The organism is Streptomyces sp. CNB091 (genome assembly GCF_000377965.1).
The window spans coordinates 220,672-236,641 of sequence record NZ_KB899000.1 but is presented as its reverse complement, the minus strand read 5'-3'; the positions used below and the strand labels follow the sequence as shown (position 1 = coordinate 236,641).

Below are 15,970 nucleotides of genomic sequence, written 5' to 3'. Positions count from 1 at the left end.
GGCATGGAACAGAAGGCGCGCAGGCGCGGCAACGCAATCCGGGCAGCAGTGACAGTGGCCACGGCCGCGGCGATGGTGGGCGTGCTGGCCCCGGCCGCGGGTGCCGATCCGCTGCCGGGCGGACTGGGACCCTGCCTCGGCAGCTCCTGCCCGCCCAGCTGGAACGACCCCAACAACGGCCCGGTCACCAACTTCGACAGCAACATCAACGTCTACGTCGGCGGGGACTTCCTCGTCCGGGAGGCGGCGGCCGAGGCGGAGGGGAAGGTCGTCACCCTCGGCAGCTTCGACATGGACAAGCGGGACGGGGTCTCGCAGGTCTACAACGTCGGCATCGCGGGCGTCGGTTCGCGGGTGCCGCCGCCGGACGGCTCCGACTACCTGACGGCGGGCGGCGACGTGACCATCGCCGCCGGCGAGCGCCTGCTCGCCGAGGAGGGCACGCACTCCGGCCGCGTCGCGTACGCGGGTGAGCTCACCGGCACGGTGAACCCCACCACCGCCCCGCGCTTCGACGAGGACGCGGCCGCCCCGTACACCGGGCTGCGCCCGCAGCTCACCGAGGCCAGCCAGTGCTACGCGTACGACGGCGACGAGCACCGGGAGGCCACGGGCACCTGGGTGAAGACCGGCGACGTCATGACGTTCACCGGTGACGGCTCGTCCGCGATCCAGATCTTCGACGTGGACGCGGACCTGGAGTCGGAGGCGGGCGGCAACACGGGGTTCGTCTTCAACGGCATCCCCGAGGGCGCGACCGTCCTCGTCAACGTCTACGGCGACACGCGCAGCGTCGCCACGTTCATGGGTTCGTTCCCCAACGAGGGCCTCCGCGAGAACCTGCTGTGGAACTTCCCGGACGCCACCGACCTGTCCTTGACCGGCCCGGCCCAGTTCGAGGGCAGCGTGCTGGTGGGCCAGCCGACGAGCACCACCGTGCTCAGCATGAGCGGCACCAACGGCCGTTTCTACACGGCGGGTTCACTCACCCACACCTCGGCGGGCGCGTCGGGCGGCCAGGAGATCCACGCGTACCCCTTCGACGGCGACCTGCCGACCTGCTCGCCCGACCCGACGCCGACGCCGACGGATCCGACGCCCACGCCGACGCCGACGGATCCGACGCCGACTCCCACGGACCCGACGCCGACGCCGACGGATCCCACGCCGACGCCGACCGACCCGACGCCGACGCCGACGGATCCCACGCCGACGCCGACGGATCCCACGCCGACGCCGACCGACCCGACGCCGACTCCGACGGATCCCACGCCGACGCCGACCGACCCGACGCCGACTCCGACGGATCCCACGCCGACGCCGACCGACCCGACGCCGACTCCCACGGACCCCACGCCCACCCCGACCGACCCCACGCCGACGCCCACGGACCCGACGCCGACTCCCACGGACCCCACGCCCACCCCGACCGACCCCACGCCGACGCCGACGGACCCGACGCCCACCCCCACCGACCCCACGCCCACCCCCACCCGCACCGGCCACCCGCCGCACCCCACGCACTCGCCGAGCCACCCGGGTGAGCTGCCCGACACCGGCTCCCGGGGCGGCGAATGGATCATCGGGTCCATCGCGGCCGCGCTGGTCGCCGCCGGCGGCACGGTTCTCGTGGCCACGCGCAGGGCTCGTCGCCGCACCTTCTAGCAGGCGCCGAGCACCGCCCGCTAGCGTGGTTCGATGACCGAACCGCTGCTCCACCTCGCCGAAGCACCTCTCTGGGAGGCGGCCCGCGGGACAGGGACGTACGAGATGTCCACCCGCGGCCGCACTCTCCAGGAGGAGGGCTTCATCCATCTCTCGCTGCCCCACCAACTCCCCGGGGTGGCCCGGATGCTGTACGGGGACGACGACCAGGACCTCGTGGTTCTGGTCGTCGACCCCGCCCGCCTCGCCGACCCCGTCCGGTACGAGGCGATGAAGCCCGGGGGCGAGGAGTTCCCGCACCTGTACGGACCGCTCCCGGTGGGCGCGGTCGTGGAGGTGCGGCCCTGGGACGGAGGACGACGAGAGGAAGACGAACCCCAGTGATCGGCCCCCTCATTGCGGTGACCGGAGCGACCGGAGCGGTCGGCGGCCGGGTCGCCCGACGGCTGGCCCGGACCGGTGCACCCGTACGGCTCCTCGGCCGCGACCCCGCCCGACTGCCCGATCTGCCCGGCGCCGACCATGCGCCCGCCGCCCGCTACGGCGACGCGGAGGCCATGCGCCGGGCCCTCGACGGGGCCCACACGCTGTTCCTGGTCTCCGCCCACGAAAGCCCCTACCGGGTGCGCGAGCACACCACGGCGATCGACGCCGCCGTGGCGGTGGGTGTGGAGCGGATCGTGTACGTGTCCTTCCAGGGGGCCGCGCCCGACGCCACGTTCACGTTCGCCCGCGACCACTGGGACACCGAGGCCCACATCCGTACGGCCGAGATCCGCCACACCTTCCTGCGGGACAACTGGTATCTGGCGGGGCTGCCCGCGATGACCGGAACCGACGGGGTGCTGCGCGGGCCGGCCGGCGACGGACGGGTGGCGGCCGTAGCCCACGAGGACATCGCCGACGCGGCGGCGGCCGTGCTGCTGGACGAGGGCACGGACCACGACGGCCGGGTCTACGACCTCACCGGACCCGAGGCGTTCACCCTCGCCGAGGCAGCCGACGAACTGACCCGGGTCACCGGGCGACCCGTCGTCTACGATCCCGAGACCCGCGAGGAGGCCTACGCCTCCCGGGCCGGCCACGGGGCCGAGGACTGGGAGGTGGCCGGCTGGGTCACCTCGTACGAGGCCATCGCCGGCGGAGAGCTGTCCGCCGTCTCCGACGCGGTGCCCACGCTCACCGGGCACCCGGCCCAGAGCTTCGCGCAGTTCCTGGTGGAGAACCCGGACAGCTACCGGCACCTGCTGGCCGGCGGCTGACCCGGAGGCCCCGCCTCACCGCCACGGGATGTGACGCCAGGGACTGCCCTCGCTCTCCGCCAGCAGACGGTGGGCGAGGACGTTCTTCTCGTAGAACGGCCCGTACTCCTCCTCGTCGAACCGCAGCACCCGCCCCAGCGAGTAGCCCGCCGAGAACTCCTCCCAGGAACGGTGGGCCGACTTGCTCAGCGCCCCGGCGTAGACGATCGCCTGCTCCGCGTCGGCCGGGGCGCAGTAACGCGCCGCCAGCCCCCAGCGCGCCAGGTTCACCGCCCGCCCGTAGTCGTACGCCACCGTCGTGCGGACCCGGCCGTCCGGCGGCAGCAGCCCGTCCGCGCGGAACCGGGCCTCGTAGCGCATGATCCGGCGCACCAGCTCCTCGATGCCCTTCACCGTGCCGGAGTCCGCCCCCAGGTCCTGGGCGTGCCCCGCCGCGGTCTCCCGCCACAGGTCGGCCGAGGGCAACTCGCCCAATGCGGAAGCCAGTTGATCGCGGGTGCGCAGCACGAAGTCCGGTTCCGGCGGGCTGTTGCGGGCCTCCAGCAGGGCGTCCACCTGCTTGCGCCACTCCGCGTGGCCGGTGATGCCCCAGGACTCGCGGAGCAGATCGCGCTCGGTGGTGTACTCGCGGTAGACCGTGCCGACCTCGTTCCACGGCACCGCGTTCCCGATCGCCAGATGCGCCCCGCAGGCCAGCCCGTACGCCAGCGGCCCGTGCAGCGCGCCGTGGCGCAGCGCGAGCAGCCGATTCTCCGGGAGGCGGTCGTTCTCCGCGTAGGCGCGCTGCCACAGCGCCAGGTCCATCGGGCCGGTGGGCAGCAGCAACTGCCCGGGCGTCCCCACGTTCACGCCGAGGAACACGTTCGGGTCGGACCAGCCGAACTCGGCGGCCCAGCGCAGCGTGACCCCGTGGAAGACCCAGTCCGGATGCCAGGCCGGCAGCATCCCCCGGGTGAGCACCGGCCGGCAGACGAAGCCGGCCGGGTCGTGGTGCGCGCGCCAGGTGATGGTGTCCGGCTTCGCGTCCACCTCGGCGCGCGGGGCCGGGATGTACAGCTCGGCCCCGGCGAGAGCCGCCAGTTGGGCCCGGGCGTCGCCGCGCAGCGCAGCCTCGTGGAGGAGCTGCTCGGTCTCGGACGGCGGGACCCAGGGAGCCGGGGTTGCCGGGGGAGGCGGGGGAGCCGGGAGGTGGTTCGGGTGGATCGGGTTCATGACCACGCGATGTTCCGGTAGGGGCTGGTGGGGTCCTGGACGAGGATGCGGTGTTCGGTGAGCGACTGCCGGTACGTGGGTTCCGCCGCCTCCGGTCCGTCGTCCTCGGCCCGGTGGACCACCCGGGCCATGAGGTAGCCGAGGGAGAAGTCCGCCCACGAGGAGTAGGCCGCCCGGGCGAGTGGGCCGATCCGCAGCACGTCCTGCTCGGCCTCGTGAGGTTCGCCGTACCGGGTGCCGAGCGCGAGCCGTACGACGTTGACCGCCCGGCCGAGGTCGAAGGCGGCCAGGGTGTCGACGCGGCCCCCCGGGGCGAGTGCGCCGTCAGCCCGGAACTTCTCCTCGTACAGGGTGATGTGACGCAGTGCCCGGTTCGCCGCCGCCCGGTCGTCCGCGTCGCGCGCGGCGAAGGCGCGGGCCACCGCCTCGGACCACTCCTCGGGCGTGGGCGTCCGCCCCAGCCGGTGCGCCAGGGTGTGCCGGGTCCGCAGGACGGCTTCCTGTACGCGCCCGACCAGCTGGTTCTTCATCAGGGAGGCGAGGCGGTCGCGGTACTCGGCGCGGTGCGGGATGCCCCACGGGCTGCGCAGCCGGGCCCGGTCGGTCGCGTAGTCCTCGTAGGCGGCGCCGAGCCGGTTCCAGATCAGGCCGTTGGTGACGGCCAGATGGGCGCCGAGCGCCAGCCCGTGGGCGAGCGGTCCGTGCAGCGGCCCGCCCTCGTCGGTGAGCAGGACGCCCCGCTGGGCCCCGCCGGAGTGCTCGTCCGCCCTCGACCAGGCCTTCAGCCGCCGGGGCCGGGCGTCGAGCATCGCCGCGTACGGGGTGCCGTGGTTCACCGCGAGCCGGCGCACGTCGTACGGCCAGATCCGGGCGAGCTCGCCGAGGCTCACCTCGCGGAAGACCCACTCCGGGTGCCAGGGCGGCAGCATGCCCTGGGTCAGGACCGGGACGCAGGTCCGCCCGGAGGCCTCGTCGCGGATCGCGGGCAGGGGGGCCGTCCAGCCGGGGATGTCCGCGTGCAGCCGGGCGACGAGCACGTACAGCCGGGTCCGCGCGAGCAGCTCCACGACCGCGTCGGCGCTGTCGGCCGCGACGGCCGCGGACAGTGCGCGCTCGATCCCGGTGGGCGCCACCGCTGGGCCGCCCGCTGTTCCCGCCCCGTTCCCCGTCGTCACGGAGCCGATCCTACGAAACGGGCCGCGCGCCGGGCGCGGGAGGTCAGAGCCCGGCCGGGCGCACCAGCCCCGACTCGTACGCGAACACCGCCGCCTGGGTCCGGTCGCGGACGCCCAACTTGACCAGGATCCGGCCCACATGGGTCTTCACCGTCTGCTCCGCCACGATGAGCTGCCGGGAGATCTCCGCGTTCGACAGGCCGCCCGCGATCAGCGTCAGCACTTCCGTCTCGCGCTCCGTCAGCTCCCCGACGCGCGCCTTGAGCGGTGGGCGCGGGGAGCCGGCCGTCCGGGAGAACTCCACGATGAGCCGCTTGGTGATGTTCGGGGAGAGCAGCGCGTCGCCCGCCGCCACCACCCGTACCGCGTGGGCCAGTTCGTCGGCGGAGGCGTCCTTCAGCAGGAAGCCCGAAGCGCCCGCGCGCAGCGCCTCGTAGACGTACTCGTCCAGATCGAAGGTGGTCAGCACGAGCACCTTCACCGTGGAGCCCTCGGGGGAGGTGATCCGCCGGGTCGCCTCGATCCCGCCCAGCTCCGGCATCCGGATGTCCATCAGGACGACGTCCGGGGCGAGTTCGGCGACCTTGTCGACCGCGTCGAGCCCGTTGACGGCCTGCCCGACGACCTCGATGTCCGGCTCGGCGTTCAGCAGGACCGTGAAGCCCTGGCGGACCATCATCATCTGGTCGTCGGCGATCACGGCGCGGATGGGTGGTGTCATGGGGCGTCCTCGGTCGTCTCGGTTGTTCCGGTGGGCAGCAGCGCGGTGACTTCCCAGCCGCCGTCGGGTGTGGGACCGGTGGCCAGCTCGCCGCCGAGCATCGCCGTGCGTTCGCGCATCCCGAGCAGGCCGTGGCGTACGCCCGGGGAGGGCACGGCCGCCCCGTCCGGCGGCGAGTTGACGACCCGGACGGTCAGCCCGGCGGGCCGGTGGCCGATCACCACCTCGGCGCTCGCGCTGGGCGCGTGACGCATCACGTTGCTCAGCGCCTCCTGCACGATGCGGTACGCGGACAGCTCGACGCCCGGCGGGAGGGGGCGGGGATCGCCGGTCGTGGAGCGGGTGACGGCGAGACCGGCCGACCGCACCGTGGCGAGCAGGCCGTCGAGGCCGTCGAGGCCCGGCTGCGGGGCGTGCCGCGCACTCTGCGACGGGGCGTCCTCCGAGCGCAGGACGCCCAGCACCCGGCGCAGCTCGGTGAGGGCTTCCAGGGCGTTCTCACGGATGCCGGTCAGATTCTCCCGCAGCTCCTCGGTGGGGTGCTCCACCAGATGCGGGGCGACCTGCGCCTGGATGGAGATCACGGACATGTGGTGGGCGACCACGTCGTGCAGCTCGCGGGCGATCCGGTTGCGCTCCTCCAGCAGGGTGCGTCGGGCCCGCTCCTCGGCGGTCAGTTCGGCCTGGACGACGAGGTCCTTACGGGCCAGGCGCAGGCTGCGGAGTGCGGTGCCCAGGACGAGGGAGGTGGTGAGCACGAGCACGGCCACGGCCGGGGTCACGTGCGGCAGCGGCGGCGTGCGCAGGGCGACGGACAGCGCCGCCGCCAGCGAGATCGCCAGCGCGGCCACCGCGCGGAGCGGCCGGACACGCAGCGCCAGCAGGAACAGGGCGCCGCCCTGCAGGGCCGCTCCCGCGAAGGGGGTGGGATACAGGAACTCGAGGCCCGGGTACGTAGGGCGGCCCGGGGGAACGGCGGCCACGGCGGCCGGCACCGACACGATCGCCAGCGCGGTCGCCGCCCACCAGGCGCCCACCGGACGGATCATTCCGGCCACCAGTGCGGCGGACTGCGCGACGGCCACCAGGACCGCCAAGCCGCTGACCGCCGCGCCGTACGGCGTGAGTTCGACGGTACGGATCACCGTGACGCCGACCGCGATGAGTACCAGCAGCACCAGGAACACCGGGCGCCACACCGGCGCGTTCGGATCGCCCATGCGCGGCACCCGGTCGGCGGGCGCCGCCCACAACTCCTCGAACAGGGCACGCGGCACACGGCGCACCGCCGCCCGCAGCCGTACCGCGCTCGATGACGTCACCGCCCCCACCGCCCCCTCGGCTCCATTTTCGCTCAGACTAGGCACGACGCGCGTGTCCCTTCCGCCCGGGGGAGGACTCCCCGATGGACTCCCGTACGACGAGGGAGCCCCCGCCGTGGGGCCGCCCGCCCTGCTCGTGACCCCGGAACGCGGCCCAGCACACCAGCAGGGCCAGCGCGAACACCGGCAGCCAGAGCAACCGGGCGAGCACCCAGCCGACGCCGGGCACGGTGTGCAGCCCCGGCAGCGGCCCGTCCGCGATCAGCGCCGCACTCGTCGTGACGGTGATCATCGCGGTCTGGTGCCACAGGAAGACGGTCATCGCCGACAGGTTCACCACCGCCACCACCGCCCAGACCGCGGGCCTCCGCAGCGCCCGGCGCAGCGGCCCGAGCAGCAGGAGCGCCGCTCCGCACTGCGCCAGACCGAACGCCACGGCGGCCAGGCTCGGCGGATCCAGATTGGACATCCGGCCGCCCGGAACGCCGACCATGGCGGCCGGATACCCGGCCCACAGGACGAGTGAGACGGCCGCCCCGGCCCCGCCGAGCAGCAGCGCCCAGCGGCCCGTCCGGCCCCGCACCCCGCCCCGGGCCACCAGCGCCCCCAGGCAGTAGGGCACCAGCCAGCCCGCGACCACGTTGATCCACCCCAGCTCGCGAGGACCGCCGAGACCCAGGCGTACGAGGTCGACGTGCAGCACCACCACGAGCGGCCACAGCGGGTGCAGCCGCGCCACCAGCGGAGTCAGCGCCGTCAGCGCGGCGAAGACCAGCAGGAACCAGAGCGGGGACCAGACCAGCTTGACCAGCGCCCGGACCGTCGACTCGCCCACCCCGGCCACCAGCATCGCGGCCGCCGCGAGCGCCCACACCACGAGCACCGCCGCCACCGGCCGGAACAGGCGCCCCAGCCGGCCGCGCACCCACCGCCCGTACGGCACGCGGCGCTGCCGGGCCGATGCCCAACTCCCCGCCGCCGCCTGCCCGCCCACCAGGAAGAACACCGCGAGGGTCTGGAACACCCAGGAGACCGGGGTGAGTTCCGGCAGGTACGTCAGCGGGCTCGCCGCGCGCACCGTGCCGCTGTCGGTGACGAGCGCGGTCACCAGCCAGTGCCCGCCCACCACGCCGAGGATCGCCAGGGCCCGCAGGGCGTCGACGGCCCGGTCCCGGCCCGGCGGGGTGGCGGCCTCGATCTGTGCGACGAGACCAGTCATCGGGAGGCCCCCAGCGGTTCGGCGCCCACGGTGATCCGGGCCAGGTTCGTCAAGGAGCGCGAACCGGGCCGCAGATAGTCGCTGTGGCCACCGTCGCCCGCGTCGAACACCTCGGCCCCGAACCGGTCCGCCACCGGATCCGTCCCGAAGCCGACCGTCGCGACGAACGGCACCCGCACCCGGACATGGGGCACCCGGGCGATCCAGTCCCCGCCGCTCCGGCCCGCCCACACCCGGGCCCCGGTGCGCAGCGAGGCGGCGTCCCGGGCTCCGACCCCGGGGCTGCCGTAGAGGACGAGGGCGTCGGCCGCCGTCCCCGGCGCGGACCGGGCGCAGATCACCGAACCGTAGGAGTGGCAGAGCAGGCTGATTCGGGCGCCGGGGAGCATCACGCGCAGCCCGTCCACCAGTGCGCGCAGCCCCGGCGCGGCCTCGTCGGCGCGACCGGTGGTCAGCACGGCCGGGCTGACGGTGCCGGGCGTGTGGTAGCCGAGCCAGGCGACGACGGCCGCGCCCTCCCCCGACTCCCGGTGCAGCGCCCGGGCGTCACGCCGCAGCCGCCAGTACGCGTCAAGCCCGACGCCGGCACCGGGCACCAGCACCGCGATCCGCCGGGCCGTGGACAGGTCCCCGACGACCTCGGTGCTACGGCCGCCGTCCCGCCCGTCGAAGGCGAGGAACTGCCGCCCGGGCGCGGCCATCGCGCGCAGCGAGTCCGCCCGCCGGAGGTCCCCGTGCTCCGCCGCCGTCCGCCCGGCCGCCCGGATGTCGTGCCGGCTCACCGCGTACCGCCGGGCGAGCGCCGTCGGCCCCGCGTCCCGCAGCACCCCGTGGGCGGTCGGCTCGGGGGCGGGCACGGCGGCGGGCCGGGCCGCTCCGGACACCGGCACGGACACCGTGAAGGTGACGAGCGCGGCGAGCAGGGCGCGGAGCCGACGGGGGCTGCGCGGGCGGTCGGGCATGGGGTGAGGTCCTTCCGTACCAGGGGCATCGCGTGCTTCCGGTACAGAAGTTATGGACGGGGGCGGGTAGTCGGCGTCCCGCTGGAGAGGGCACCTGCGGAGTGGCTCTCAGGTATGACGCGGGGGACGCGGGCGGGGGCGGGCCGGCCGGATCCCGCCGGTGGGGCGCGGTGCGAGCGGTGCGTGCCGTGCGGTGTCGGCCCCGGCCGGAGGGTGGCATGGTGTCAGCCCCGGCCCGTGCGGCGCGGCGTCAGCCTCGGCCGGTGTGCTCCAGGATCGCGGCGGCGAGCGGGGCGTGCACCTCGCGGGGGAGCGCGTGGCCCATGCCCGGGATCTCGACGAGCCGCGCGCCGCGGATCGCCTGGGCGAGGTGTTCGGAGTGCGGGGGCGGGAAGACGGGTTCGGCCAGGGCCGAGACGACCAGGGCGGGCACGCGGGTCCTGGCGAGCCGCTCGGTGCGGTCCATCCCGGAGTAGTCGGCGCGGGCGTGCGCGGAACCGGCGCGGTGATGCCCGGTGTGCTCGATGATCCGGCGCTCCAGGGCCCGGGCGCGATCGGCGTCGAAGGGGATGACGCCCCCGCCGAGCGCCCGCCAGTGCTCCACGCGCCGCTCCAACTCGGCCTCGGGCCCATGGTCCTCCACGGGCCGGGCCCAGAGCTCCAGCAGGGCGGGCGTGACGCCGGGAAGCTGCTCGAAGCCCCCACCGGCTTCCTCACCGTCGTCTTCGCCACCCACGAATGGACCGGCGAACCCGAAAACCGCGAACCCCGCAAGCACTCCCAGGTCCGCTGGGTCGACGTCAACGCCATCCCCGAGGATTTCGTGGAGACCACCGCGAGCGCGCTCCATCGCTACCTCACGGGAGGCCCGCAAGTCTCGCTCAACGGCTGGCGCGAGATGTATTGACTCGCAGGGTTGTTCACGCGGCTGATCGGCCGGCCGCCGAGTCACCTTCGACTCCTAAGCTGTGGCGCTATGGAGAACCCGCTCACCCATGAGGCCAGTGCCTTAATCAATTTCCGGAACTACAAGTTCCGGGACCCGAGGTCACACAACTACAGGTGGGTTGATCTCAAGCATTTGCGGTTCCCAGCCGAGTCCGGCGAAGCTCAGGAACTGCTCTCGGCGCTCATCGGGCATGAACAGTTCCGAGACGACTACGCGGGCGGCGGAGTCCTGTCGGACGGGTCCAGGCACGGCCCGTATTGGCTGAGGCTGTTCTCCTCCGACGCCTACGAAGCCGTCAGCCGGGAGAGAAGCGCGTACGTCCTGTGGGCGTGGGTGAACCAGTTCGGGGACGTGCCCGCCGAGCTGGAGGCGGATCTACAGGTGGGGGTGTTCGACCGCTTGGCGGCGGCCGACCACATCTACTACCTGAGCGGGCTGGGGAACGAGGCCGCTCATGGCTGGGGTCGTGTGCACGACCACTTCCACGAGTTCGTGCTCATCGACCGCTCAGCTGGACGGATCACTCTCCTCGTCGCGGCCGACGACTGAGTGGGTGGTCCCGCGCCGGCGATGCGCTAACCTCAAAGCGAGACGGACCGTCTCGTCTTATTCACCGAACCGCCAGGACAGCGAGGTCCCCCATGGAACGCTTCGTCGAAGTCGCCCCCGGCGTACGCCTCTGGGCCCAGGAGCACGGCGCTCCCGACGCCCCCGCCCTGCTGCTGCTCATGGGCGCGCAGGCGTCCGGGCTCGGCTGGCCCGACGAGTTGGTGGAGTTGCTCGGCGCCCGGCATCGCGTGATCCGTTACGACCACCGGGACACCGGCCGGTCCACCTGGGCCTTCGACGAGCGGCCCTACCCGCTCACCGCACTGGCCGAGGACGCCGTGGCCGTGCTCGACGCGTTCGGTGTGGAGCGCGCGCACGTCGTGGGGATGTCGCTGGGCGGCATGCTCGCCCAGCTGCTGATCGCCGACCATCCCGAGCGGCTGCTGAGCGCCACGGTGTTCGGAACGCGAGCGCTCAGCTCCGTCCCCTACACCGCCCCGGACGGCGCCCGCGTCCCGCCCGAGCAGCCCCAGGCGCCGTGGATGATGTGGGCGACCTTGAGAGACTCGGGCTTCACGGTGAGGCCGGTCTCCTCATGGAGTTCGCGGACCGCGGTCTCGGTGATGGGCTCGCCGGGTTCGCTCTTGCCGACCGGCAGGTCCCACATACCTTGGGCGAACTTGGCGTTCTCGCTGCGTTGGAGTAGGACGACGCGGTTGGTGGCCCTGTCGTGGACGATGACCGCAGCGACCAGCAGGGTCATCGATTCGAGCGCCGGCTTGAGGGCCTTCGGCTGGTCGTCGGTCTGCTCGGGCATAGGTGTCCCTGCGTACCTCGCCGCAGTCATTGACCCCCACGAGTGGGCGGCCACGTCCAGGAGCTTCACCGACGAATGCTGCCCTACGCACGCGAAGCCCCCGTCCTCGTCTTCGAGCAACGCCTGCGTGAAGTCCTCGGCTGACCTTTTACGAGGAACTGCCGGTCGCCTCGTCCAACAGCAGGTACAGCAGACCGACCAGGCTGCCGCTGCTGACGACCTCGCGGCGGTCGATCATGCCTCGGATCTCGGAGATCGGGATCCACTCGATCCGGTCAGACTCGTTCAGCTCGGTCGGAGGGCCGGCATACGAGGCGGCCTCGGCGCGGAAGACGAAGTGCTCGGAATCCGTGATGCCGTTCGCGGGCTGTGCGTAAACCAGCGGCTTGACGCTCTCCACCCGCCACCCGGTCTCCTCCTCCACCTCGCGAGCGGCGGCCTGCTCGGGGGTCTCGTCGGCCTCGATGAGACCCATCGGAAGTTCCCAGCCCCAGGTGTCGGTGATGAACCGGTGCCGCCACATCATCAGCACGCGCTTCTGGTCGTCGACCACGGCCGCTACGGCCAGGTGCCGCATCCGGACAACATGGTGCTCCCACCGCCGGCCGTCAGGCTGCTGGACGTCCACGAGCCAGAGATTCACCCATGGGTTGTCGTAGATCTGCCGCTCACCATGGACGGTCCACTGCATGAGTTCAGCTCTCTCGCTTCAGTGAAGCTTCCATCATGTCACTTTGACGAGAATTCGTCCGCCGAGTTGGGGCATCATCGCCAACTCCGGCGAGCAAGGAACCTCTGTGTTCAGCAGGGCGCAGGCGCAGTTGGTCCTCGGCCGACGTGACTGCCGGGAACACGCTGCGGATGCAGGCACTCCCGTCGGAAAACACCGCACCCGGCCCGCCGAGCCGCCGAAATCGGCGACCGGCGGACCGGGTGCGGTCCGATGGGCGGCTTTACCTGCCCCTACGGGCCGGGACAACCGGTTCCACCAGGATCAAGCCTTCTTGGTCTCCAAGTAACGGGCCGGGTCGGCGACCTGCGGGGATCGTCCCAGCGGGCCGCTGACCTGGCCTTTTACTGTTGGCCAGCGATGGGGTGCGACGGTCCTGATCGGGTGTCCTGCGGACTGTGTGCGGACTGAGTCGACGGCTCTGTGCTCCTCGCCGCGGTAGTCCGCGAGGACGAATTCATGGTTTTGCGGAGTGCCCGCAGACTTTGTCGCAACTGCGGGCACACAGCCGTGGGCTTCCACCAAGCAACGCCCCGTGTTGTTTGGATAGAAAACCACTCTGCCCCGATTGGGCAAGCGAAAGTATCGCGCGGTTGATCACTCCCCACGACAGAGGGATCACTTACCTTTCGCCCATTCATTGAGTAGCGTCGCGACGCGCGTCGTGTGCTCGCCAAGCTCTTGGCCCAGCGAACAGAAACTGTGCGCCGGGTAGTATTCCTCGATCAGTCCGTACAAAGGCAAACTCAGAGTCAGCCGAGTTACGACCCGTTCCTCGGGAATGTAGTGGATGAGCGTATTGCGAAACCCCCGCGCGTCCGCGTGCATGATTGTGGCGCTCACCTGATGATTCAGGATGGCGTCGAGGATTCTGAGGGACGCTCTATTCAGTACGCTGCCGTACGCGGCCTTAAGCTCAGTAAGACTCGAAAGAACATGGTACAGCGTGATGAATCTAAGCTTGAATAGGGTCCCGCCTGAAGCGACGCATTGATCAGCCGACATCATCACGTCAAGGAAGTTCAGCGAGCATTGAAAGGAGGATACTGAAGCTGTTAGCTCGTCCGAAAATGCCGGGTCGAACAGGCGTTTGAAATGCCACTCGGATCGCCGGTCTCGATTTCTTATTTCTCCGAAGCGCATGCCGGATATGAATGATGCCCCGCGCCACGGCAGAGACTCGGTTGCCTGGACGAAAAAGCGCGCTTGAGTTTCAGCCAATGCCATGAGGGCGCGGCCAACGATAGAGATGTCAGACGTGGACATACTGGGAATGCCCGAGAAGAAACTAGCCACTTGGGTTGTCGACACTAACCGTCCTCGGTAGCGCCACTCGCCGAGATCGGTTTCTAGCACCCTAGCCGGAGGGAGCCAGGTGTTGCCGAGGAACTTCTTGCGATCGGCGGCAATAATTCCTGTGAAGTCGTTGAGGATACTCGCGTGTCCGACCTTAGAACCGTCAAAAAGTTTGACGGTGTGGCGCGCCTTCTCGATAACGGCCTCGTGGCTGTATGTCAAGGCTGCTGCCCGTTGTGGATCGATGGCCTTGAGGGCCCTGTGTGACTCGTAGATGAAGAGCGAGAGGTAATTGTTCATGCAGAGGTATGGAATCGTTGCGTTTTCCCGGCCCGCCAGCATGCCCTCCAGGAAGCGACGAGAAAACATGAGGTCGCTTTCTAGGAGCTGGGTGGCTATATGGTGCTTACGGCTGGCGTTGTTGATCATCCGATAGCTCTCTTGGTGCGACCATACGTGATCTCTTATAACGAATGACCATTTCGGTGCCTGCCTGCTAAGGCTTTCCGCTTGGCCCATTCCGTATGAGAGTGGCATAGTTTTTCGAGTATTTATAGTCGGTTGCGGAGAGAACTGCAACTACTCGATTAGACGCTGAGAGATTGCCTCGACAAAGACGGTTCGCTCGCTTGGATCAACAACTTCCTTGGACCACACCGACGCCATGTCTTCCCAAACCCGTCCGACGCGAACTCTTGGGCCCAGTCGTTCAGCGACCTTACGAGCCCACGCGTGATGACTCTTAATCTGGCGTGCATCGTCGACCGCATCGAGCAAATCCGCGACACGGACGTCAAGTCGATTAGCAACCTTCTCCCACATCGTCTCATCTAGAGCACCAAAGACCTCCTTCTCGGGTGCCTGAGACCCCGGAAGGACGATACATCCTGGACCTTCCTCCTGATCTGCATCGAGAATTCCGAGTGATCGGTTCGGGAGTTTATCCTTTGAAGCCAGTTCGCCTAGAATGCGCACGGTCGAAGCAGCACCCACAGGCATCACTGCAACCCGATTTCTGATCTCTGGAGATTCTTGTGAAATCAATGCGTCGACCAAAGTCTGTGCTCGTTCGTCTTCGCAGTACAGTGTGAGTTCCGGATGGTCGACATCATCCATGAGTGACATGGCGAATTCTGGCGTTACTCCATATATCACATTTCGCGCTCCTTTACGCTGAGTCTGAATGTAGACTCGGGCCTCGGTTGGTAGTTGTTCAAGAACCGTGGCCGAATGGGTAGAGAGAATGAATTGAACCTTTCTTTCTTTCGAGATGGCGAACAGTTCCGTCATCAGGCGACGCTGAGCCCTCGGGTGAAGTGAAGACTCAACTTCATCAATAATGACGAGAGAGTGAGAAGGCGCGGATCGAAGCAAGGCCACCAAGTCTGCTGTAGCGTCCTCGCCAGCGCCTTGATGGAAATTTGAGTATTCTCCTGCGTCGGTGGTAAGCACTCCAACTTGCTTGTTTTCGTACTTCGCCATGCCGCTCGACGTATATGACTTGTTCATAATTCTGGACAGCAGAGATCGGTCGGACTCACTGAACGGTGTAATGTCGCCAGGGAAGTTCAATTCCTTAGCAATCTTTCCGTAACCGACGAGAGTATTAATAGGCTGCGTCCGGCTGATGTCGAGAAAGAAGACAGGTCGTTCAAATCTTTCAGGCATTCCACGCCAACGTTTGGTAGGTTTCCGCAAAGTCAAGTTGCTGACGGAGTTTCCGCGCCTGATTTGGTAGCGCAAGGCTACGCCATCGACACTTTCCCACGGCGTGTTAGGGAAGAAGTCGTCCGGGTAGAAAGTTAGCCCGTTTTCTTGATTTGCCACATAAGCTGCGGCTGCAACCTTAAGAATGGTGCTTTTTCCGGCCCCATTTTCGCCAGCGACGGCAACGATAGGGAACCTGAACTCGATGGTGTCGCCGTTCCATCCTCGAAGCCCATCAACATGTACGGCTTCCAAGAATTGCGGCCATCCTTTTGCCGTGTTTCGGGCAGTGTTCCATTCATGGGTGAGAGCTGACAAGGTAGGGGACGTGTCGCGCTGTGTGCTCACTGAAATTTTCCCTTCTGCTCAAATTGCGCTCAAGCA

13 protein-coding genes and 4 pseudogenes are annotated in these 15,970 nt (G+C 69.5%); 6 read left to right on the top strand and 11 right to left on the bottom strand.

Annotation, left to right across the window (positions count from 1 at the left end; all coding sequences use genetic code 11):
• The first annotated feature begins 3 nt into the window (after nucleotides 1-3).
• From D581_RS0120620 to D581_RS0120610, 3 genes are read left to right on the top strand one after another with little or no spacing between them, the layout of a single operon-like run.
• Nucleotides 4-1,665, top strand: a complete 1,662-nt coding sequence (locus tag D581_RS0120620) for a choice-of-anchor A family protein (protein WP_486585863.1) — start codon at nucleotides 4-6, stop codon at nucleotides 1,663-1,665.
• A gap of 33 nt (nucleotides 1,666-1,698) precedes the next feature.
• The gene (locus tag D581_RS0120615; protein WP_018959102.1) at nucleotides 1,699-2,049 is read left to right on the top strand and encodes a DUF952 domain-containing protein; all 351 of its coding nucleotides are present in this window, start codon (nucleotides 1,699-1,701) and stop codon (nucleotides 2,047-2,049) included.
• Complete coding sequence (locus D581_RS0120610) at nucleotides 2,046-2,927, top strand: SDR family oxidoreductase (RefSeq protein ID WP_018959101.1); 882 nt, start codon at nucleotides 2,046-2,048, stop codon at nucleotides 2,925-2,927. The genes D581_RS0120615 and D581_RS0120610 overlap by 4 nt, the downstream gene beginning before the upstream one ends.
• Nucleotides 2,928-2,942: 15 nt before the next feature.
• Here the strand turns inward: D581_RS0120610 and D581_RS0120605 are convergent, their stop codons facing one another.
• From D581_RS0120605 to D581_RS01000000137500, 7 genes and pseudogenes are all read right to left on the bottom strand, one after another.
• On the bottom strand, nucleotides 2,943-4,139 hold the full coding sequence (locus tag D581_RS0120605; RefSeq protein ID WP_026290740.1) for a DUF1266 domain-containing protein: 1,197 nt from the start codon (nucleotides 4,137-4,139) through the stop codon (nucleotides 2,943-2,945).
• Entirely contained in the window at nucleotides 4,136-5,314 is a 1,179-nt protein-coding gene (locus D581_RS0120600) for a DUF1266 domain-containing protein (protein WP_026290739.1), read from the bottom strand. The genes D581_RS0120605 and D581_RS0120600 overlap by 4 nt, the downstream gene beginning before the upstream one ends.
• Nucleotides 5,315-5,357: 43 nt before the next feature.
• Nucleotides 5,358-6,035 carry a response regulator transcription factor gene (locus tag D581_RS0120595; RefSeq protein ID WP_018959098.1) on the bottom strand — a complete coding sequence of 226 codons (678 nt, stop codon included), beginning with the start codon at nucleotides 6,033-6,035 and terminating at the stop codon, nucleotides 5,358-5,360.
• Entirely contained in the window at nucleotides 6,032-7,366 is a 1,335-nt protein-coding gene (locus D581_RS0120590; RefSeq protein ID WP_018959097.1) for a sensor histidine kinase, read from the bottom strand. Before D581_RS0120590 ends, D581_RS0120595 begins: the two co-directional genes overlap by 4 nt.
• Before the next feature lie 28 nt (nucleotides 7,367-7,394).
• A complete protein-coding gene (locus D581_RS0120585; RefSeq protein ID WP_018959096.1) occupies nucleotides 7,395-8,576 on the bottom strand; it encodes an acyltransferase family protein in 1,182 nt (393 codons plus the stop codon).
• A complete protein-coding gene (locus D581_RS0120580) occupies nucleotides 8,573-9,538 on the bottom strand; it encodes an alpha/beta hydrolase (RefSeq protein WP_018959095.1) in 966 nt (321 codons plus the stop codon). Before D581_RS0120580 ends, D581_RS0120585 begins: the two co-directional genes overlap by 4 nt.
• A gap of 250 nt (nucleotides 9,539-9,788) precedes the next feature.
• Nucleotides 9,789-10,232, bottom strand: a pseudogene (locus D581_RS01000000137500) (alpha/beta fold hydrolase); the annotation flags it as partial.
• Here D581_RS01000000137500 and D581_RS01000000137495 point away from each other — a divergent pair.
• From D581_RS01000000137495 to D581_RS1000000139885, 3 genes and pseudogenes are all read left to right on the top strand, one after another.
• A pseudogene (locus D581_RS01000000137495) lies at nucleotides 10,230-10,445 on the top strand (NUDIX hydrolase); the annotation flags it as partial. The pseudogenes D581_RS01000000137500 and D581_RS01000000137495 overlap by 3 nt on opposite strands.
• A 69-nt stretch (nucleotides 10,446-10,514) precedes the next feature.
• Nucleotides 10,515-11,036: a hypothetical protein gene (locus D581_RS0120570; protein WP_018959092.1), complete on the top strand. Its 522-nt coding sequence runs from the start codon at nucleotides 10,515-10,517 to the stop codon at nucleotides 11,034-11,036.
• A gap of 92 nt (nucleotides 11,037-11,128) precedes the next feature.
• Nucleotides 11,129-11,563, top strand: a pseudogene (locus tag D581_RS1000000139885) (alpha/beta fold hydrolase); the annotation flags it as partial.
• On the opposite strand, the pseudogene D581_RS0120560 reads toward D581_RS1000000139885, so the two are convergent.
• The 4 genes and pseudogenes from D581_RS0120560 to D581_RS1000000139880 form a co-directional block, all read right to left on the bottom strand.
• Nucleotides 11,533-11,853, bottom strand: a pseudogene (locus D581_RS0120560) (NUDIX domain-containing protein); the annotation flags it as partial. The pseudogenes D581_RS1000000139885 and D581_RS0120560 sit on opposite strands and share 31 nt — an antisense overlap.
• A 148-nt stretch (nucleotides 11,854-12,001) precedes the next feature.
• Entirely contained in the window at nucleotides 12,002-12,544 is a 543-nt protein-coding gene (locus D581_RS0120555) for an NUDIX hydrolase (protein WP_018959090.1), read from the bottom strand.
• Nucleotides 12,545-13,201: 657 nt separating this feature from the next.
• Nucleotides 13,202-14,308: a hypothetical protein gene (locus D581_RS0120550; RefSeq protein ID WP_018959089.1), complete on the bottom strand. Its 1,107-nt coding sequence runs from the start codon at nucleotides 14,306-14,308 to the stop codon at nucleotides 13,202-13,204.
• A 150-nt stretch (nucleotides 14,309-14,458) separates the two neighbouring features.
• On the bottom strand, nucleotides 14,459-15,841 hold the full coding sequence (locus tag D581_RS1000000139880) for an AAA family ATPase (protein ID WP_158688622.1): 1,383 nt from the start codon (nucleotides 15,839-15,841) through the stop codon (nucleotides 14,459-14,461).
• Nucleotides 15,842-15,970 lie beyond the last annotated feature (129 nt).

Bases quoted from the DNA above. Each gene is read 5' to 3' on its own strand.
- D581_RS0120620 (WP_486585863.1), top strand. From the start codon at position 4: ATGGAACAGAAGGCGCGCAGGCGCGGCAACGCAATCCGGGCAGCAGTG.
- D581_RS0120615 (WP_018959102.1), top strand. From the start codon at position 1,699: ATGACCGAACCGCTGCTCCACCTCGCCGAAGCACCTCTCTGGGAGGCG.
- D581_RS0120605 (WP_026290740.1), bottom strand. From the start codon at position 4,139: ATGAACCCGATCCACCCGAACCACCTCCCGGCTCCCCCGCCTCCCCCG.
- D581_RS0120595 (WP_018959098.1), bottom strand. From the start codon at position 6,035: ATGACACCACCCATCCGCGCCGTGATCGCCGACGACCAGATGATGATG.
- D581_RS0120585 (WP_018959096.1), bottom strand. From the start codon at position 8,576: ATGACTGGTCTCGTCGCACAGATCGAGGCCGCCACCCCGCCGGGCCGG.
- D581_RS0120580 (WP_018959095.1), bottom strand. From the start codon at position 9,538: ATGCCCGACCGCCCGCGCAGCCCCCGTCGGCTCCGCGCCCTGCTCGCC.
- D581_RS0120570 (WP_018959092.1), top strand. From the start codon at position 10,515: ATGGAGAACCCGCTCACCCATGAGGCCAGTGCCTTAATCAATTTCCGG.
- D581_RS0120555 (WP_018959090.1), bottom strand. From the start codon at position 12,544: ATGCAGTGGACCGTCCATGGTGAGCGGCAGATCTACGACAACCCATGG.
- D581_RS0120550 (WP_018959089.1), bottom strand. From the start codon at position 14,308: ATGATCAACAACGCCAGCCGTAAGCACCATATAGCCACCCAGCTCCTA.